Annotated in this window: 18 protein-coding genes; 6 read left to right on the top strand and 12 right to left on the bottom strand. The window is 61.1% G+C overall.

Annotated elements, in window-relative coordinates:
- The gene (locus GT019_RS25035) at positions 1-324 is read right to left on the bottom strand and encodes a 2Fe-2S iron-sulfur cluster-binding protein (protein WP_161746166.1); all 324 of its coding nucleotides are present in this window, start codon (positions 322-324) and stop codon (positions 1-3) included.
- A 252-nt stretch (positions 325-576) separates the two neighbouring features.
- Here GT019_RS25035 and GT019_RS25030 point away from each other — a divergent pair, with 252 nt between their 5' ends.
- Both GT019_RS25030 and GT019_RS25025 read left to right on the top strand, forming a co-directional pair.
- On the top strand, positions 577-957 hold the full coding sequence (locus GT019_RS25030) for a hypothetical protein (RefSeq protein WP_161746165.1): 381 nt from the start codon (positions 577-579) through the stop codon (positions 955-957).
- 386 nt (positions 958-1,343) lie between these two features.
- Positions 1,344-2,330: an aldo/keto reductase gene (locus GT019_RS25025; protein ID WP_161746164.1), complete on the top strand. Its 987-nt coding sequence runs from the start codon at positions 1,344-1,346 to the stop codon at positions 2,328-2,330.
- Positions 2,331-2,620: 290 nt separating this feature from the next.
- On the opposite strand, the gene GT019_RS25020 is transcribed toward GT019_RS25025, so the two are convergent.
- Positions 2,621-5,566 (bottom strand): S-layer homology domain-containing protein, encoded by a 2,946-nt coding sequence (locus GT019_RS25020; RefSeq protein WP_161746163.1) that lies wholly within the window; start codon positions 5,564-5,566, stop codon positions 2,621-2,623.
- A gap of 278 nt (positions 5,567-5,844) precedes the next feature.
- Here GT019_RS25020 and GT019_RS25015 point away from each other — a divergent pair, with 278 nt between their 5' ends.
- Positions 5,845-6,894, top strand: a complete 1,050-nt coding sequence (locus GT019_RS25015) for an ABC transporter substrate-binding protein (protein WP_161746162.1) — start codon at positions 5,845-5,847, stop codon at positions 6,892-6,894.
- Complete coding sequence (locus GT019_RS25010) at positions 6,887-8,518, top strand: AraC family transcriptional regulator (protein WP_161746161.1); 1,632 nt, start codon at positions 6,887-6,889, stop codon at positions 8,516-8,518. Before GT019_RS25015 ends, GT019_RS25010 begins: the two co-directional genes overlap by 8 nt.
- A gap of 123 nt (positions 8,519-8,641) precedes the next feature.
- Here GT019_RS25010 and GT019_RS25005 read toward each other — a convergent pair whose 3' ends face one another.
- Both GT019_RS25005 and GT019_RS25000 read right to left on the bottom strand, forming a co-directional pair.
- The gene (locus tag GT019_RS25005) at positions 8,642-10,426 is read right to left on the bottom strand and encodes a SulP family inorganic anion transporter (protein ID WP_161746160.1); all 1,785 of its coding nucleotides are present in this window, start codon (positions 10,424-10,426) and stop codon (positions 8,642-8,644) included.
- Positions 10,427-10,575: 149 nt separating this feature from the next.
- Complete coding sequence (locus GT019_RS25000; RefSeq protein ID WP_161746159.1) at positions 10,576-10,911, bottom strand: ArsR/SmtB family transcription factor; 336 nt, start codon at positions 10,909-10,911, stop codon at positions 10,576-10,578.
- Between the two features lie 187 nt (positions 10,912-11,098).
- Between GT019_RS25000 and GT019_RS24995 the strand changes: the two genes are divergently transcribed.
- Entirely contained in the window at positions 11,099-11,731 is a 633-nt protein-coding gene (locus GT019_RS24995) for a hypothetical protein (RefSeq protein WP_161746158.1), read from the top strand.
- Between the two features lie 14 nt (positions 11,732-11,745).
- Here GT019_RS24995 and GT019_RS24990 read toward each other — a convergent pair whose 3' ends face one another.
- The 3 genes from GT019_RS24990 to GT019_RS24980 all read right to left on the bottom strand — a co-directional run bounded on the left by GT019_RS24990 (position 11,746) and on the right by GT019_RS24980 (position 13,399).
- Positions 11,746-12,453, bottom strand: a complete 708-nt coding sequence (locus GT019_RS24990; protein ID WP_161746157.1) for a histidine phosphatase family protein — start codon at positions 12,451-12,453, stop codon at positions 11,746-11,748.
- Positions 12,450-12,887, bottom strand: coding sequence for a VOC family protein (locus tag GT019_RS24985; protein ID WP_161746156.1), 438 nt, complete (start codon positions 12,885-12,887; stop codon positions 12,450-12,452). The genes GT019_RS24990 and GT019_RS24985 overlap by 4 nt, the downstream gene beginning before the upstream one ends.
- Positions 12,888-13,039: 152 nt before the next feature.
- Complete coding sequence (locus GT019_RS24980) at positions 13,040-13,399, bottom strand: DoxX family protein (RefSeq protein ID WP_201755581.1); 360 nt, start codon at positions 13,397-13,399, stop codon at positions 13,040-13,042.
- Positions 13,400-13,581: 182 nt separating this feature from the next.
- On the opposite strand from GT019_RS24980, the gene GT019_RS24975 reads away from it, so the two are divergent.
- The gene (locus tag GT019_RS24975) at positions 13,582-14,184 is read left to right on the top strand and encodes a TetR/AcrR family transcriptional regulator (protein ID WP_161746155.1); all 603 of its coding nucleotides are present in this window, start codon (positions 13,582-13,584) and stop codon (positions 14,182-14,184) included.
- 713 nt (positions 14,185-14,897) lie between these two features.
- Here the strand turns inward: GT019_RS24975 and GT019_RS24970 are convergent.
- The 5 genes from GT019_RS24970 to GT019_RS24950 form a co-directional block, all read right to left on the bottom strand.
- Positions 14,898-15,869, bottom strand: a complete 972-nt coding sequence (locus GT019_RS24970; protein WP_161746154.1) for an aldo/keto reductase — start codon at positions 15,867-15,869, stop codon at positions 14,898-14,900.
- A gap of 64 nt (positions 15,870-15,933) precedes the next feature.
- A complete protein-coding gene (locus GT019_RS24965; RefSeq protein WP_161746153.1) occupies positions 15,934-16,785 on the bottom strand; it encodes an NAD-dependent epimerase/dehydratase family protein in 852 nt (283 codons plus the stop codon).
- 34 nt (positions 16,786-16,819) lie between these two features.
- A complete protein-coding gene (locus tag GT019_RS24960; RefSeq protein ID WP_161746152.1) occupies positions 16,820-17,758 on the bottom strand; it encodes an aldo/keto reductase family protein in 939 nt (312 codons plus the stop codon).
- Between the two features lie 329 nt (positions 17,759-18,087).
- A complete protein-coding gene (locus GT019_RS24955) occupies positions 18,088-18,444 on the bottom strand; it encodes a DUF3243 domain-containing protein (protein ID WP_161746151.1) in 357 nt (118 codons plus the stop codon).
- Between the two features lie 188 nt (positions 18,445-18,632).
- Positions 18,633-19,376 (bottom strand): hypothetical protein, encoded by a 744-nt coding sequence (locus GT019_RS24950; protein ID WP_161746150.1) that lies wholly within the window; start codon positions 19,374-19,376, stop codon positions 18,633-18,635.
- Positions 19,377-19,463 lie beyond the last annotated feature (87 nt).

Below are 19,463 nucleotides of genomic sequence, written 5' to 3'. Positions count from 1 at the left end.
TTATTCCTGGGGACGCGGTCCGGCGTCTAGGCCGGTGGAGGATGCGGTCTTGATCAGCTTGACCGTCAGGTCGCCGTGCACGTGAAGCTGGCAGGACAGACGGATCGCTTCGTCCTCGATCCCTTTGTTCCGGCGGACCGTTGCTTCCGCCTCGTCCATCTCGCCCGCATCGCCGGATACGATTTCGACGGCGCAGGTCGTGCATCTCGCGTTGCCGCCGCAGCGGTGAAGAACGTCGACGCCGCCGTCCTCCAGCGCCAGGACGAGCTTCCGGCCCGCTTCGGCCGGAACGGCTTCTCTACCCTCAATTTGAATCGTCGGCATGCTTGTTCCTCCTTGTACGTTCTGATTCCTATTCACCTGGTTGCCAGTTATATTAAACCATTTCAAGGCCGAAATAGGAAGCGATGCGGCGAAATCGCCGAAAACCGCCCGGGGACGCGATGATCCGGCGCGCCGCCTCCGCCGGTATCCGCTGCTGTACCTGGACTGCGCATAGTCCCGCTTCATGCGGCGTACACTACTGGGGTCTTTTGCATGAGTTGCCGTCATTCGGAAAAACGGAGGGAATTTTGCATGTCGGAAAGAACGGTATTCGCGTATTTCAACACGCCGGACCAAGCGAAGGAGGCACTGGAGCAGCTGAAGTCGCTCAAGCTGGTCGAGTACGCGATCGAGCGCATCGACGGCTATGCGGGCCCGGGCATTCAAAGCTTGGACACGCTCGGCGCCACCGTGGCCGGCGGCTTTCCCGGCCTCGGGTATCTCACGCTCGGGGGCGATTTCGACGGCCCGGATGCGGGCATCCTGGCCGCGGCGAGCGTCAGCGCGAGCGGCTACAGCTCGGGGGGGCCGGAGAACCGGGTCACCGGCCGGGATATCATGCTCGTGGCGATCGTCGAGGAGGCGGATTACGAGGAGGCGGACCGCATCGTCCGGGATGCGGGCGCGTTGTAACGCAATGGCGCAAACTTGCCGCGCCATGGAGAAGCGGCAAGGCTGGCAGGGTCGCGAGGGTATTGCTTCCGCCACCGGCGGCGTGGTTCTGGTCACAGCTGACGGCCGAGGCGCCGCAAGCGGCGACACGCTTCGCTCCGGCGAGGCGAGGAGCTATCGCATTCGCCATTGCCGATTGGCCGCCTTATTCGTCCGTTAATAGAGGGAACCCCGCGCTCATCGATCGATGACGCGAGGTTCCTTTTCTTTCGATCAAGAAGCGCAGGGGCGATCTTGGCCGGCTCCGCCGCGGACGATGCTTTTTGCTCCACATCGGGTAAAGCGGTAAACTAAGGGAGACAAACTTGAATGGCATAGCATCAAATTTACGGGAGGCGGAATGAGCGTTGGAGAAGCGAAAGCTGGGCAAAAGCGAGTTGACGGTATCGGCACTGGGACTTGGCTGCATGGGCATGTCGGAATTCTATAGCGGGAGGGACGACGAGGAGTCGATCCTCACGATCCATCGGGCGCTGGAGCTCGGGGTCACGTTCCTCGATACGGCGGATATGTACGGCGTCGGACGGAACGAGGAGCTGGTGGGCCGGGCGATCAAGGACCGCCGGAACGAGGTCGTGCTGGCGACCAAATTCGGCAACGTGCGCGACGCGAGCGGCCAGAGCCTCGGCATCAACGGCACGCCCGAGTACGTCCGTTCGGCTTGCGAAGCGAGCCTGCGCCGGCTCGGCGTCGATCATATCGACCTCTACTATCAGCACCGGGTCGATCCGAACACGCCGATCGAGGAGACGGTAGGCGCGATGGCCGAGCTGGTTCGCGAAGGCAAGGTGCGTTACCTCGGCTTGTCCGAGGCCGCGCCGGAAACGATCCGCCGGGCGCATGCCGTGCATCCGATCGCCGCGCTGCAGACGGAATATTCCCTCTGGAGCCGCGACGTGGAGGACGAGATCCTGCCCGTCTGCCGCGAGCTCGGCATCGGCTTCGTGCCGTACAGCCCGCTCGGGCGGGGCTTCCTGACCGGGCAGATCCGGAAGTTCGAGGACCTGGAGGAGGGTGATTTTCGCCGCAGTTCGCCGCGCTTCCAGGGGGAGAACTTCGCCAAGAATCTGGAGCTCGTCGAGCGGATCAAGGAAATCGCGGCCGAGAAGGGCTGCGAGCCCTCGCAGCTGGCGCTGGCCTGGCTGCTTGCGCAAGGGGACGACATCGTGCCGATTCCGGGCACGAAGCGCAGAACGTACCTGGAGGAGAACGTCGCGGCGCTTGCGGTCGAGCTGACGAAGGAAGACTTGGCGCGCATCGAGGAGAGCGCTCCGAAGGGCATCGCGCACGGCAGCCGGTACGCGGAAGCGAGCATGCGGTCGGTCAACCGGTAGTCGGGCGGGTAAGCCTGCCGAGGAAGCGGCCGACGATCTCGGCTGAACGACGAACATTGAAACGAGCGGCAAACAGGCAGCTAACCAAGCAATTAAGCGACTAACCCTGCAAGCAAACAGGCAGACCGCGATAAGCAATCAGGCAAACAAGCATACAGGCAACAAGCAAGGCGACAAGCAAACGAACGACAAGCAACAAGCAAAGAAGCCCCTGCCGCGCAGGGGCTTCTTTGCTTGTTTTTATGCCTTTAAACGTTCTAAGCTTTTAATCCTTTTCTACCGTTAATCGTTTAGATGTTTAACGCTTCGAGCAGCATGTAGACGACCTTGGCCGCTTCCGCTCTCGTCAAGGTATTGTCCGGACGGAAGGTGTTGTCCGGATAGCCGTTCACGATGCCGGCGGAGACGGCCTTGTCGATGAATGGCTGTGCCCAAGCCGGAATGGCGGCCGCGTCGGCGAAGGCCGCGCCGGCGCTCGAGGAGGAGGCGGCTCCGGACGCGTCCAATACCCTTGCGACGACGGCGGACAGCTCCCCGCGCGTAATCGGCCGATCGGCATTGAACAAGGTTCCCCCGTTCGCGGCGGTGCCGGTAATATAGCCCGCGTTCACGGCAGCCGTTACTTCGCCCTTGGCCCAAGCCGGGATCCGGCCGTCATCGGCGAAGCCCGTCGTTCCCGCAGCGGTCGGAAGAGCGATCGCGCTTGCGAGCATTTTGACCCATTCCGCGCGGGTGACCGCTTGCTCCGGCCGGAATTTCGAATCGTCGTAGCCGGCGATGACGTTCATCCCGATCAGCCGGTCGGCATACGGTTTCGCCCAGGATCCGTTCAGATCCGCGAAGGCTTGGGGCGCATGGTTGAATACCGCGAACTTCGCGAAATGCTTCGTCTCGACCGTGATCGTATCCGCGGCCGCTTTCCCGCCGAGGAAGATCCATTTCTTCAGCGTTTCATTGAAGTAATAGACGGCCGGCTCATCGTTCGGATGCGCCGAATCTTTCTTGTAGGCGAAGGTCAGCGCCAATGGTTTAATCGGCGAAGCGCCCGCGGTGCTCGACAATTCGACGACTTGCCCCAAGGCTTGAAGGCTGCCGAAAGGCGGTTGATTGCCGGTCTCGACGATGGACGCCGTGACTTTGCCGCCTTGGGAGACGGCGCCGGCCGGAATCTTGAAGTCGACGATGCCCGTCAAGCTTCCCGTGCTTTCCCGCGCGGGATCGACGTCGATTTGCACCGAAGTCGGCGGCGTTTCGGGCGTCGCAGGAGTTGTCGGCGTCGAAGGCGTCGACGGAACCCACGTGCTCGGGAGCGCCTTGACCGTGACGGTAAAGGTCGTCGAATCGGACGCCGTCCCGCGCGCCACCGTCGCCTTCAGCGTAACGGACGCGTCCTGGCGGCCGGCGGAAGGACGGGTGACTTTGGCGATGCCGTCGTCGATCGCGACCGCGCTCTCGCTGTCGGCGGTCTCCGCCCACTGCACCGTCGCGCCATGCTCGCCGGCGGCCGGCAGCGTAATATCCGAGGTGACCGCGCTCGTATCGCCCAGCGTCAGCTTGTCCAGCGTATCCGCGACGGCTTGCTCGTCGCCGTAGGCGGCCGTATCGACGAAGATCGGATTGGAATAGAACCAGAGATCCTGGTAGTTTCGATCGTTAATCTCGTTAAAACGCGCGGCAGCATCGGCCGTCGTCGCTTTCGGGTCGATCAGCGGATTGCCGTCCTTCGTTTCTCCCGCGACGTTCATGCCGAGATTCGTGCCCCGCAGGCGGAAATACTGGTTCTTGCTCGCCGACGGCAGATCGTACGTGATGACGTTATAGCCATCCGCGTCCGTCGTCCAATCTTCGCTCGTGAACGTGGCGACGACACGGGTAGAGTCGTTCGTCGCTTTGTCGTAAGCCGATGTGCCGGGCTCCGCCAAGCCCGTCACATCGCCCGCGATGAGGTCGATATGATCCACTTGCGGCTTCATGTTGCCCGAGATGCCGCTGTTGATCGGGGTTTCGTAGTTGTTGGTCGCCGGGCTTTTGAATCGGATCGTCAGCTTGAGCTTGTCGCCCTCGGTCGCTTGCAGATCCTCGCCCATCTCGGCATCGTCGCCGTCATCCGCGATGCGGAAGTCCAGCGCGTTGATGAGATCGCCGAAGACGGAGAACGATTTGCCGGAACGCATCGCATTCAGGATATCCTGCGTGGAGCGGCCTTCCGTCCAGAAGTAGTTTTTGGCGTATTCGCCGGGCCAGTACCCGCTGGAGTTACCGTCGATCGTTTTGAAATGATAGTCCGAATTGGCGTAATTCCAAAATTTTCGGCCTTCGCCGAGCAGCGAGTCCCAGACGCCGCCGACTTGAGCGACCATGTAATCAACGCCGCCGTAAGCTCGGTTCTTATAGTTGTTGTCTGCCGTCGGGTCCGCGATATTGTACGTCGTGTTATATCCGCCCCGATCAGGCTCCATCTGATTGCCGAGCATGCCTTCGAAGCCGAAGGCGATATCCGGCGCTTCGTTATTGAAGTCCCGGAAATCCGAGATCTTGTATTTGCCGACGCCGCGGGAAGGATGGTTGACGATCATGTAGCTCGTGTTCGGGTAGTTCTTCTTGAGCCAATCGAGCGCGGCCAAGCTGTCGGCATGCGTGGAGAACGCGCGGTCGTCGTCGGTTTCCCATTGCGCCACGTCGGCCGGATCGAACCAGCTCGCGTCGCGGTTCGTGAACAGGTACTCGAATTGGTTCGCGGCTTTGAGCGCCGCGGGCGAGCCCGGTTCGTCGGACAAGATGCCGACCGAGCCGTGCTCGTGCGAAGGAATGTCCCATTCGAAGCCGGAGAAGATCGTTTTGCCGGCGTATTTGCCTGCCGCCTGCAGGGCTTTCGTCTTGGGAACCTGGTAATCGAGGATCCCTTGCGACAGCGGAATCGGCCCGCCGGGTATTTCGGCGCCCGTATCGTCCCGCTTGGAGGAGCGCAGATGGTCGGCCAGCATGATGAAGTCAAGGCCGAATTTGTCCAAGCCGTTATCCAGTACCGATTCCAGCGAGCTTTGGGCGTCGTCGGATTCAAAGGTATGGGCGTGAAACTCGCCGGTCAGCCATTGTCCGCCGCCATTGTCCGCGTCCGCTGCGCTTTGCGCGGCCTCCGCTTCCGCCTTCGGCATCGGCGCCGTCAGGCCCGTCGACAGCAGGCTGACCGACAGCGACATCGGGAACAGCACGCGGAATTGTTTTTTGAATAACACAAGCATTCACCGCCAGTTCGGATTTTTTGCCGCATAGGAGTGCGTTAGTAGGCAATAGACGTAGTGTACAGGCGCAATGTAAGGGGGATGTTTATTAAATCTGCGATGTTTGTTAATGAGGGCGGAAAATAGTGGGATATCGTGCTTTTCGGAGAAAACGAGCTAAAATGCGGTCGATTTCAAAAAGACAGCACAATCCGTTATTCACAATACCGAGGGAAGGCACTATACTAGACGAAGATAATGATAATCAATCTCAATTATAGGAGCCACTCGACATGAAATTAGGTACCCGCTTTGCGCAGCTTGCGCTCATTGTTTTGCTGATTACCGTATTGGCCGCTTGCGGCAACGCGAACAACAACGGGGGCGATGCTTCGTCCTCGTCCGATTCCGACGCGCAGCAGCCGGCGAACGCCGGCGATACGAATACGGGCAACGCCGCCGCCGGCAATGCCGGGCAAACCGGGAACGAGACGGCCGGCACCGCGAACGCGGCCGGCGACGACGCCGTTCGCGTGCTGAAGGACGCGATGGGCCATGACGTCAATGTGCCCGCTCACCCGCAGCGGATTATCGCGCCATTCCTGGAGGATCCGCTCTCGGCGCTCGGCATGAAGCCCGTCGCGCAATGGGGCGCGGCCGGCGTTCCGCAGCATTATTTGCAGGACAAGTTCAAGGACGTTCCCGTCCTGGACATGGAGGGCGGCATGAAGCCGGAGGAGGCGCTGTCCTACTCGCCCGACTTGATCATCTTCTTGGCGCCGACCTATCTGGCGGACGGCAGCTACGAGCAGTTCGCCAAGATCGCGCCGACGTTCGTGCTGTCCGACAACGAGTCGGACTGGCGGGGCAACCTGGAGAAGCTCGGCGCGCTGCTGAACGACGACGACGCGGTGAAGACGGCGCTGGCGACGTACGACCAGAAGGTGGCGGACGCGAAGAGCCGGCTCGGCACGCTGCCGCAGGAGAAGACCGCCGTCCTGATGCAGATCGACGGCGAGAAGGGCTTCAAGCTGTTCGGCACGAAATTTTACGGCGGCGAAACGCTCTATACGACGCTCGGGTTTCAGCCGCCCGCCTTATTGAAGGGCGATTACGAGACGTATTCGATCGAGAAGCTCGGCGATCTCAAGGACGTCGATTACATCTTCGTCATCTCCGGGGAAGGCCGGGGCAAGCCGCCGGTCGACAACCCGCTGTGGAAGTCGCTCTCCGCCGTCAAGAACAACCGGGTGTTCGACGCCGATTCCGGCCACTGGTTCAACGCCAATCCGATCGCGAACGGCCTCATCGTCGATGACGTGCTGAAGGATGTCCATGAATAAGAAGACGACCGCCGACCTGCAGCCTCCCGCTGCGGTCGGCCTTTGTTATAGGCTGCTCGACGTGCGGGTGCTGAGGGACGATCCGATGCGTCCGCGGGCGGAACGGGAATTCATCGCGGCGCCGTCGCATCTGCTGCTCCTGTCAGGCGCGAACGGCGGCCGCTTGATCATCGACGGGCGGCTGCATGTCCTGCGGCCGGGCTCGCTGTTCGTCTGCGCGCCGGGCCAACTGCTCGAATGGACCAATTACGCGGGGCATCCGCTGGAATTGCTGCTCCTCTATTTCCACGCCTACGCGCCGCCCGGCGAGGAATCGGCCGCGGCATACAAGGCGCTGCCGCCGCGTTTCCCGTTCTTCGGCGAAGCGACGATATCGTCCGGCTCGGCGGCGGGACAGCTCTTCGGTTCCATCAGCGGCGGTTGGAGCCAGGGCTCGGCCTCGGGCCGGCTTCGGTGCGAAGCCGGGCTGCTGGAGCTGCTGAGTCTGGCGATCGACTATCGGGAGCGGCAGACCGAGCTGGCGCTCGAGGCGGCCCGCATGGAGCTGGAGCGGCAGTACGCCAGCGAGATCACGATCGTGAAGCTGGCGAGGATCGCCGGACTGAGCCGCTTTCACTTCATGCGGCTGTTCAAAGAGCGCTTCGGCAGAGGCGTCATGGAGTACCGGACCGAGCTCCGGTTGACGGAAGCCAAGCGCTTGATGAGCGAGGCTGGCCTGCCGCTCGCGGAGATCGTCGAGCGGATCGGCTATAAGAGCGAGAGCTACTTCAGCAGCCTGTTCAAGAAGCAGGTCGGCTTCGCGCCGGCGGTCTATCAGCGCAACCAGAAGCGGAGCATCGCCGCTTACAGCTGGATCAATATCGGGCAGCTGCTCGCGCTGCAGACGATCCCGTCCGCGGCGCCGATGGACCAGTATTGGACGGACCATTACCGGAGCAAGTACGGCTACGAGGTCAAGACGCGGCTGAGCCATCACTACGAGTTCAACCTGGGCGCGCTGAGGCAAGCCGGGCCGGACCGGATCGTCGGGATGAACGAGCTCGTTCCGCCCGAGGAGCAGGACAAGCTCAGGGAGCTCGCGCCCTCGTTGTTCCTGAGCTGGAAGGACGGCTGGCGGAGCCATCTGACGATCCTGGCGGCTTTCCTGGAGCGGGAGGAGGAAGCCGCGGCCTGGCTGAGACGCTACGACCGTCAAGCAGGCGCGATCCGCGAACGATTGGCGCCGCTCGTCGGCCGCGACGCGGTGCTGGTCCTCGTCGTCGCGCGCCATCGGCTGTCGGTCTGGGGGCGCAGGGCCGGGACGGTGTTGTACGACGATCTTGAATTGGCGATTCCGGCCGCGCTGGCCGAGGCCGATTGGGAGCGGCCGGTCGAGGCCCCGGAGCTGGCCGGGATGAGGGCGGACCGGATCGTGGTCCATGTCGAGCCGAACGCGGCGGCGGCGGCAAGGTGGAACAGCCTGTCCCGGTCGGAGGCTTGGCGGAAGCTGTCGGCCGTGCAGGCGGGCCTCGTCCACGCGGCCTCCGGCAGCGCATGCTTCGAGTCGCCGTGGAACGAACATTCGGCCGATCCGATCGGACGGCTCCTGCAGGACATGCCGCGCATATTCGGCCTTCGGGGATGAACGGCCCGCGGGAGCAGGGGCGATCGCGCAGACGAACGAAACGAGGCTCGCGCCGCTTGAGGAATCAAGCGTCCGCGAGCCTCTTCTTGTTGGAGGGCGATGCCGCGCGGAGGGTCCACGCGCTCACGTGGAGGTATCCCGCGGGGACCGCCGCGCGCCGTCACGGCTCGCGTCCCCCGGCTTGGCGGCAAGCTGCGGCTGATCGCGCGCATTCGATGACGCCGTGCATGGCCCAAAGGCGAGATGCTTGCAATCCAGGCATTCGCCATCGTCCAGACCGGACAAAGCGCGGTCGATCGCTTCGCCGGCGCCGTCGAAGAAACGGTCTGCCCCGATCCGGTCGTACAGGCCGGTTTTCTTCAATGTCTCGAGCGGCTGCGGCTGGATGCCGGAGACGAACACGGCGCCTCCCTGCTTCAGAAAGCGACGGACCAGGCCGGATAAATGATGCTCGCCGGTCATATCCATAAACGGCATTTTATCCAGCCGAAGCAGCAGGATTGCGGAGGGAGGACGGTTGGTCTCCCCGGTCGCCTGCTCGAATTTGTCAGCTGCGCCGAAGAAGAGGGGACCTTCGATCGCGTACACGCCGATTTGGGGGCAATCGTTGCGCTTTTCTTCCGTACGGGCATGGATCTCCTCGAAGGCGGGACCGGGGAGCGTCAGGGAAACGCGCAGCGTGCGGCGCATGCCAAGCGCGAACAGCAGCAGGGCCAGCAGGAACCCGACTTCGACCGCCGTCGTCAAGGTGGTAAACACCGTCAATAAAAAGGTCGCGGCGAGCACGAGGGAATCGCCGGTTCGGGTTTTCAGCACACGGGCGAACTCCTTGCGTTCGCTCATGTTCCACGCGACGAGCATAAGAATGGGAGCCATGCCGGCTAGCGGGATGTCCGAAGCGTACGGCGCGAATAACACGAGCACGAGGAGCACGACGACGCCGTGGATGATGCCGGAGGCGGGCGACGCCGCGCCGTTCTTGATATTGGTCGCCGTTCTCGCGATGGCGCCCGTCGCCGGAATGCCGCCGAAGAGGGGGGCGGCGATATTGGCGATCCCTTGCCCGATCAATTCGCGATTGCCGTTATGCCGCTGTCCCGTCATCCCGTCCGCGACCACCGCCGACAGCAGCGATTCGATGCCGCCCAGCATCGCGATAACGAATGCCGGTTGAACCAAGAGGCCGATTCGTTCCCACGCGAGGTCGGGGATATGAAAGCGGGGCAGCGTGCTCGGGATGGCTCCGAACGCGGATCCGATGGTGGCGACCTGTCCGTCGAAGAACAGCCCGGCTACGGCCGTGGATACGAGAAGTCCGGCCAAGGAGCCCGGAACCTTCGGCAAAAACCTGGGCGTTAGCAGCATGACGGCCAAGCAAATGAGCGCCGTTCCCGCGCTGCTCGGATTGAACGTGTCCAGGCGGATAAGGATTTCTTTCATGTTGGCCAGAAAGGCTTCATGCTGCTCTATCCCGGTCAAGCCAAGGAAATTCGCGATTTGGCCGCTGAAAATAATGACGGCGATGCCGGCGGTAAATCCCGTGGTCACCGGACGGGGGATGAACCTGATGAATGCGCCTAATCGCAACAGTCCCATCAGCACCAAGAGGATGCCGGCCATCAATCCGGCAATCAGCAAATTGTCGTACCCGTACTGCATGACGATGGCCAACAGGATCGGGATGAATGCGCCGGTCGGACCGCCGATCTGAAATTTCGAACCGCCGAAGAGCGAGATGGCGATCCCGGCCACGATGGTGGTGTACAGGCCGTATTCGGGTTTGACGCCCGAAGCGATCGCGAACGCCATGCCGAGCGGGATGGCGATAATGCCGACAATCAGACCCGAGACAAGGTCTTTGCAAAGCGAGGCAAGGCCGTAGCCCGCGAATCGTCCCGTCCATTTCATCTAAATTCCTTCTTTTTTATATATTTGATTATTTGAATATATAGAAAAGACTACTCCCATGGCGAAACGTTGTCAATCGGATTTCGCGATTTCGAATCCAACGAAAAAAACAAGGTTTTCCGGCCTCGGGGCTCGAATCGCCTTGTTTCTTATTGTTCTTTGCGGATTCCTTCGAGCAGCGAGATGGCGTCCACCAGATGATTGTCGAAGATCTGTTTGGCCACGGCCAGCAAATCCTTGATCAATGGGTCGCGCAAGGAATAGACCACCGTGGTGCCTTCCTTTATGCCGTACACGACGTTTTTATGGCGCAGCACGGACAATTGCTGCGAGACGGCCGAGCCTTCCGAACCGAGAATGCTCTGCAGCTCGTTGACGTTCTTGTTTCCTTCGCTCAATTCCTCCAGAATCCGAATCCGCATGGGATGTGCCAGCGCTTTGAAAAAATCGGATTTGAACAGTTGAATGCTTTGGTAATGATGCATCGCGATTGCTCCTCTTACCCTCTGAACTTTTGAAGATACGAATATAATAGCACATTCCGGGACGGATGGTTCAAGTGCCTCGCGTAAGGCGAATGCGGGCATCATTGCCTTTTACCGGTATGATCCGTATAATGACCATATCTTCAAATTATTGAATATTTGATTTTATAAGAGGGAGAGGACGCGAATGCCGGAAACGATAGACGAGCAGCAACCGGGGTTTGACGGCCTTGTTCCGTCCGATAAGCAGCGCATCAGCAGGGAAGCCGTCATCGAGGCCGGGCTCCGATACCTTCGCGAATCCGGTACGGACAGCATTTGCAAGGTGTGCATCTCGCATGCGGGTTCATGCTGCATCGACTGCCTGCACCTGCAAGATCGGGTGGGCTGCCAGCGCCGCAACACCGGTTGCACCGCGTGGTTATGCGGGTTCCATAACTTTTTGCTGTACGAATTGGACCAGCTGGAGGCGTGGAACCGCTTTTGGGACGAGGTCCCCGGGCAGGACTACCGCACGGACGAGACGCCGGCGTTCCTGTACATGTCGCGGTCGCTGTCGGCGCCGGATTTCAGGCTCGTCAGCGAAGCGTTTGCTTCGGATCTCGAAGAGCTGGCGGTGAAGCACGTCGCGCTCGGGTTCATTTTCACGCTTAGGGAGAAGCTGGATAAGCAAGTCGAACGCGCGGCGCTTTACCGCGACGATCCGAGATATAGCACAGAGATCAATCGGCGGATCCAAGAGCTGTCGTATCCGTTTTACCGCTTTCGCGCAGCCCTGCATGATTATCGTCTGCGCGCGGCGGATCGAGACGGGGCGTAGGCTTCGGCCGGCGGTTATTCCGCGTTGTCCGCGAACAAGCCGGCACGGCTGACGGGCAGGCCTGCCCGATAGAGATGCCCGATGTCGCCGACGCCGTAGCAGCGGGGAGCGGCCCAGCCGTGGGCGCGTTCCTCCATGACGACGGTCGTGACCGAGCTTGGCGCGATCCAGAATCCGGACCATACCATCGAAAGCGGCAGCTCGAGCAGGTGGGAGAGCCAGGCGAGGCCGAATCCGAGATGGCAGAAGACCGCGATCGTCTCCCGGTTCGGCGAAGCGCTCCGGTAACGTCCGCCGTCGCGCTCGTAGCCAAGGCTTCGGAAGAACGCGTCGGAGCTGTCCTGCAGCTGCCGGAATTTCTCCTTGAAGGACGGATGGTCGAAGGGCGCCCGCTCGTGCCAATCGCTGCTCGAAGGATAAGGCCGGTGCTCGCGGACCCAGGTATGGTCGACGTTCCAGGCGACGGTGGATTGCCCCGACGGTTCGGTAATGTACCAGCCGTCCAATTCCGCCGTCCACGGCAGGGTGGTCGGGGTCATGCCGAGGGCGTCGGCGGTATATCGCATCGTGTGCTGCGCCCGTCCGAGCGGCGAGCAATAGATGCGGTCGATGCGGGTACCCGCGAGCTTCTCGGCCAATGCTTGCGCTTCCAGATGCCCCGGAGCCGTAATCGTACGGTTGGGATAATCCGGCTCCGCATGGCGAATGAGCAGGATCTTCATCTCGGCACCGCTCCCCAGGCCTCGGGAGGCACGTCCCGGACATGCTTGGCGAACATCCAGGGATGTCCCTCCGGATCTTCCGCGACGTATTGCTGTTCGCCGTATTCCGTCACGTTGAGCGCTTCCGAGATTCGGGCGCCCGCTGCCAGCGCGCGCTCGTAATGCGCCTCGATGTTTTCGACGAACAGCATGAGGTTCTGCGTGTAGCCGCCGATTCGAGCCGGGCTGGCCGCGGCTTGGGTCAAGCTCTTGAGCATCACCCATGCGTCTTCGCGGCGGATCAGCGCGCCGTGGAGCGTCCCGTCCGGCAGGCTGAAGCGGTACTGTTCTTCGAAGCCGAAGGCTTCCTGCAGCCAGGCCAGCGCCGCGGCCGGGTCTTCGTAGTAGACATGGGGAAGCATCACGTTCATCGGTACGGATCGATTGTGCAGCATAATGGGCACCTCCGTTAATTTCTATTCGGAATCAGCATAACAGAGGCAGGCTGCGGCAGGCAAAATATTCCTTATCGCCAAGACTGGAAACAAGAAAAAACCATCCCGCGGAGGGATGGCTTATTTGTCGTGGAACTCCGTGCCGGGCAGCGTCAGTTCGGGAAATCGCCCAGATCGGAGCCCTGCAGAATCGCGAGCACGATCGCAAGAATCGCGAGCACGAGCGCGGGCACGACTTGGCCGAAGCTGTCTTTGGCGCGAAGGTGGGCGATGACCGCGCACACCATGATGAAGCCGATGCCGATGGCCGCCCACGCGGACCAGCTGGTCGTCCAGAAGCCTACGACGAGACCGGCGACGCCGACCAGCTGCAGAAGTCCCGTCAGTACGCGGAACCATTGCGGCAATCCGAGTTTGTTGAAACTATCGACTTGCATTTTCACGCCGGCCACTTTCGTGAAGCCCGAGAACAAAAACGCAACGGCCAGCAATATTTCGATTACGATAGCCATAATGGCAATCCCCCTTGTTTTTCGGGTAATCCCGATATAAGCAACATGTGTTGCGTAAGTTATGATATGATAAAGATACGCAAGGAACAACCGTCAATATTCCGGTTTTATCGTTTACGCGACATTATCGCCGTTTTGTTCGGAAACTCGCGCTTGTTTGCAGGCAAAGGAGGGGGAGCCTCATGGAGGAATCAAAGCTGGATCCGCGCGTATTGCGCACGCGGCAGCTGATCATGGACGCGTTCAGGGCGCTGGTCATGCAAAAGGATATCAAGGACATCACCGTCGGCGACATCACGGGGCGGGCGAAGATCAATCGCGCGACGTTCTACGCTCATTTCGCGGATAAATACGCGCTGCTCGATTCGACGTTCGAGGGCATGTTCCGGGAGGGCATCATGCAGAAGCTGCAGTGCCATGCCGAGTTCAGCCGTCAATCGCTCACGGGCATTATCGAGACGCTGTGCGAGTTTCATCGGGAATTCAGCACGCAATGCCAGAAGAATTACGATTCCATGGGGCCGTACATGGAAGTCAAGATCAAGCAGATGCTGCAGGAGGTGCTCTTCCATCTGATGGACAAGCGAGACGGCGGCCCGCATGCCGGCTTCGACGCCGAAACCGCTAGGACGGGGGCGACGATGCTCGCGTGGAGTTTATTCGGGATTACGCACGCCTGGAACGCCGGCGGGCGCAAGCTGTCGCCGGAAGAACTCGCCGCGCACGCGCTGACGTCGCTCGCGCAGTCGATCGGGAAATTGGCCGGCGCTGCGGTTACCGTGTAACGCGGGCGACCGGAGGCGGCACGATAGCGCGCGCAATGCCGAACATCAAAAGGAGCTGCCCCCGAAGGTCACGGGAATGACCGGGGGCAGCTCCTTTTTTCCTTCATGGACGGATTCCTGCAATAGTGCATCATTTGCTAAGCATGGCGCCCCGAAGGAGCAGAATTGCTGCACATCTACAGCAATATGCGTCTTCGCAGCGGCATCGGAGGGCTTAGCTCGCGAAATTCCTGCAGCATTGCAGCAATGTTTGTTGCAAAAAGGGACATTGTCGTAAAATCCTGCAGAAACGCAGCATTTTAAGCGATACTTCTCGCCAAGGGAGGCAGAATTCTTGGAGCGCTCCTCTAAAAGCACTTCCGTGCGCGCGCCGAAGCGGCCGCGTTCCGGTCCTCAGCCTTAATAGAAGTTGCGGTCCCAGCCCTGGTAGAAGTCGCGGTCCTCAGCCTGGCAGAAGTCGCGGTCCTCAGCCTGGCAGAAGCTGCGGTCCTCAGACCTGGCAGAAGTTGAGGTCCTCGTTCCTGGCAGAAGTCGCGGTCCTCAGCCTGGCAGAAGTTGTGGTCCTCGGTCCTGGCAGAAGTCGCGGTCCTCAGCTTGGCAGAAGCTGCGGTCCTCAGCCCTGGCAGAAGTTGCGGTCCTCGGTCCTGGTAGAAGTTGCGGTCCTCGGCCCTGGCAGAAGTTCCGGTCCTCAGCCTTCGTAGAAGTTCCGGTCCTCAGCCCTGGTAGAAGTTGCGGTCCCAGCGATGCGCCTTGAGCTTGGCCAGCTTCTCCGCGGACAAGCCTTGTCCGTCGCCGACTTTCATGTTGCGCTCGACGTTGCTGACGGTGCGCATGCCCGGGATGACCGTCGAGACGGCCGGGCTGCTCAGCACGTAGCGGAGCGCGGTTTCCGCCATCTCGTCGACGGAGATGCCGAGATCGGCGGCGATGCGTTGCACGCGGTCGTACACCTCTTGCTTGCGTTCGCCCCGGAAGTAGTTGCCGCGGAAATCGCCCGCGTCGAACGTGGTGTCCGGCGTGATTCGGCCCGTCAGGCCGCCTTCGTCGAGCGCGACGCGGACGATGACGCCCACGTTATGCTTCTCGCACGCCTGAAGCAGCCCGTCCTCCGGGCTTTGGTCGAATATATTGTAGATCACCTGAACGGTGTCGACGAGGCCGGTCTCGATCAACCGAATGGCGTTGCTCGCTTGGTGGTCGTTGATCGATACGCCGAAATAGCGGATCTTGCCCTGCTCCTTCAGCTTCTGCACGCCTTCCGCCCAATCGCCGCGGCCGACCCATTCGTCGGACCAGACGTGGAACTGCTGCACGTCGATCGTCTCCACGCCCAGGTTGCGCAGGCTCGTCTCCGTGCTGGAGATGACGTGGTCCGCGGGAAACGCGTCCTCCGGCGAGATACCGGACGGAGCCGGCCATTTGCCGTTTTTCGGCGGGATCTTGGTTGCGACGTAGATCGGCTGCGATTGCGCCTTGACGACTTGGCCGACCAGGCGTTCGCTGTGTCCGGCGCCGTAGCCCAATGCCGTGTCGATGAAATTAAGACCGAGCTCGACCGCTCTGTTCAGCGCCTTGAGCGACTCGTCGTCGGATGCGCCGATCCAGCCGGATTTGCCGATGCCCCATGCGCCGTAGCCGATCTCTGAAATGTTAAGGCCCGTTCTGCCCAGCGTTCTATAGTTCATGGTTCGTTCCTCCTCGGTATGGTAGGTCTGGTGCGGTGGTTGCGCTGCAGGCTTGGCTGCGCGCTTAAGCTTCGGGTGCGTAATTCCGCCAAGCGTGCTTCGGCTGCCAGCCGAGCAGCTGCTTGGCCTTCTTGTTGCTGAGCAGCGATTCGAAGCCGTTCAGCGGCTCGCGGAATTCGGCGACTTCCGGGAATTGCTCGGCCAGCAGCTGCCGGCTCGGAATCGCCATGCTCGTATCGTCCGCCGCGAGATTGATCGCGACCGAGCCGAGCCCGTCCTTCTCGATCGCCAATTGACAGGCTTCCGCGATATCCCGCGTGTCCACGTAGCTCCACAGGATCCGGTCGCGTTCGGCCGAGTTATGGATGAAGGACGGGAACTGCTCGTACCGCTCCGGCGGAATGACGTTGCCGATCCGCAGCGAGACGACCTGCATGCCGGTGCGGCGGTGGAACATGTCCGCCGTCTGCTCGTTCACGACCTTGGAGAGGCCGTAGCTATCCTGCGGCAGCTGCGGATGGTCCTCGTCGACCGGCACGTAGGACGGACCGAAGCGGTTGACCGCGAACACGATGCCGTAGGACGATTCGCTGGAGGCGATGACCGCCTTGCGGATGCCGAGGCCCGCGGCCGCTTCGAGGATGTTGTAGGTGGACATGACGTTGTTCTCGAACGTGACTTCGCTGGTGCGGATGTGCGCGGCCGGAATCGCCGCCAGATGGACGACGGCATCCGCGCCGGCCAGCGCTTGATAAACCTCGCCCAGATTGGTCAGATCCGCGACGATCGTCGGACAGAGCCACTCCTGCGGACGCACGGTATCCACGTTCACCACTTCGTATTGCTGCTCGACGAAATGCTTGACGACCCAGCGGCCGAGCATGCCGCTTCCGCCGGTTACGACGACTTTTGCCACTTGCTTGTCCTCCTTTGACGCTGCGTTTGCTTCCTTATGCTAGAATGCCCTCGATCTTCGATATTACGTCCGCGGACAGCGCGACGCCCGAGGCTCCGGCGTTCTCCGTGACCTGCTCCGGACGGCTGGCGCCGATGAGCGCGCTCGAGACGTTCGGCTGGCGCAGGATCCAAGCGAGCGCCAGCTGGCCGATCGTGATGTCGAGCTCGGAGGCGATCGCGCTCAATTGCTTCACTTTGGCGACCTTCTCCTCCGTGATGTTGCTCTTCATCCGGTCGATCTTCGCCGCGCGGCTGCCCGCCGGAATATCGTTCGCCGAGCTGTACTTGCCCGTCAGCAGGCCTTGCGCGAGCGGCGAGAAGACGACTTGTCCGATGCCGTTCTGCTCGCTGATCGGCATGATGTCCTTCTCGATATAGCGGTTGAACATATTATAAATCGGCTGGTTGACGACGATGCGGTCCAGCAGGTAACGGTCCGCCGCGGCCAAGCCTGCGGCGATGTTCGCCGCCGTCCATTCGCTGATGCCGGCATAGAGCACCTTGCCTTGGCGAATCAGGTCGTCGATGGCCCGCAGCGTCTCCTGCACCGGCGTCTCCGTATCGAAGCGGTGACAGTACAGAATATCCACGTATTCCAGTCCGAGCCGTTTCAGGCTGGCGTTCGCCTGTTCCGTGATATGCTTGCGCGAGAGGCCGCGGTCGTTCGGACCGTCGCCCATTTGGCCGAACACCTTCGTGGCCAGCACGTAGGATTCGCGAGGATAGGCCCGCAGCGTTTCGCCGACGACGATCTCCGCTTCGCCGCGCTCGTACACGTTGGCCGTATCGAAAAAGTTGATGCCCAAATCGTATGCGGTCTCGATCGATTTCACCGCGTTTTCCTTCTCCACGTAGCCGCCGTAGGTAAGCCAGCTCCCAAGGCTGATCTCGCTTACCTTCAGACCGCTGCCGCCCAATCTCCGATATTGCATGGTTTCAAGCCTCATTTCATCCGATTGTAAGCTTTGCGAAAGCCCTCTATAAGTATAAAGTTCCCCCTGCGGAACCGAAAGTAGTGAATATATGTTCAATTAATGATACGCGGTATATCTACTATACTTTCATGACGGACAAGCCGCGCCGCAGTAAGCTCTTCGAGGTTGCGGCCGCGGATCGAACGCCCGGCCGGCCGCCGCTGCCGAGCGCCAAGCATCCACGCGCGGCGGACATGGCAAAGGCCGGGAATCCCTCGCACGAGGGACTCTCCGGCTTCTCAGCTGTCGGCACCGTTCGGCATCGACATGAACGCCGATCCAACCGACTAGCCTGCGGCGTCCGGCGTCGAACGGGCCAGCTTGACCAGCAGCTGCGCCAGCTTATGCCGCTCGTCTTCCGTGCCGACCTTCCACAGTTCCCGCAACAGATATTCTTCGCGGTTGCGGGGTTCTTCATGCTCGGCCAGATACCCGGCCACCTTGAGGGCGATCGCGGCGAGCTGTTCATCGCCGAAGCCCAGGTCCTGCGCCATTTCGACGCGTTTGGCCAGATAGGCTTGGAAGGCGCGAAAGTCCTGCGGGATCGGCTCGTCCGTGCCGCTGCTCATCGCCAATACGGTCATGGCGACCTTTTCCGCCTGTACCTCCCGGTCCATGCCCAAGACCTGATCGTTTCCGTGCATTGCGCATACCTCCTTGTTTGAATGGTTATGCGGACGGCTTCTCTCCTTGTTACCCGGGGCGTTCGAGGACGAATCTGCCGCGGCGCGGGGGCCGCTGCGAATGCTTGACATCACAAAAAGCGGGTGCGCCGAAGCACGCCCGCTCTTTTTGTCTCGCTAACCTTCTTGATCTGCGTATTTCCCGATGCCTATTCCGCTTGCTGCAGCTGCTCGATCTCGGCTTTGTACAGCCCGAGGAGCTTGGACAGCGCTTGTTTGATCGCCTCGGCGTCTTTGGCGTCGGCCGCCTTGCTCAGCTCGAATTGGCCTTCGAGGAGCGGGCTGTCGATCGGAGTTGCTTGAATCGCGATCGTCGCGGGCTTGCCGTCGGCATCCTTGAGATCGCCGCCGATCGTGATGTCGCCGCTTGTAACCGTAACCGCTTGGGCGGGCATCGCCTTGATCGCCTTAAGGTCTTCCGGCGTAAGATCGCGCACTTTTTGCAGCTTGCCGTCGCTGATCTTGGAGATCGAGATGGCGAGCGGCTTCGACGTCGCCCGGTTGGCTTGCGTCAACTCGGTGCCGCTTACCGCCGTCCCCCTTACCGCGACCGCTTGTCCAACCGTGGCGTTCTCCGGAAGCGGAGCGGAGGTCGCCGTGAGCGTGACGTTCTTGACGAGCTTGTCGAATGCCGCGAGCGTCTTCTCCCACTCCGAGACCGTATTCGGCGCGTATTGCTTCGCAAGCGCCAGGGGATCGACGAGCGCGACGGCTTTGCCGGCGACGACGTTGCCCGCGTCCGGAAGGGACCAGCCTTCGCCTGCTTCCGTCAGCGCGGCCGTGTAAATGTTCGACAGCGGGGCGGTTGCGGCATTCGCGGCCAGCGGGCTCGCGAAGGCGGACAACATGAGGGCGACGGCGGCGATTTTGGTGACGGTACGTTTGTTTTGCATGATACACACTCCTAAGGGGTTATTTGTTCTTGCAGTTCCCATACTACCGGCCAAGTGTGGCAGGCCATTGGTGAAATTGTGGAAAAA

Source organism: Paenibacillus glycinis (assembly GCF_009909185.1).
Taxonomy (GTDB): domain Bacteria; phylum Bacillota; class Bacilli; order Paenibacillales; family Paenibacillaceae; genus Paenibacillus_Z; species Paenibacillus_Z glycinis.
The sequence above is the reverse complement of the archived record's forward strand: the minus strand, read 5'-3'. Positions and strand labels throughout refer to the sequence as shown.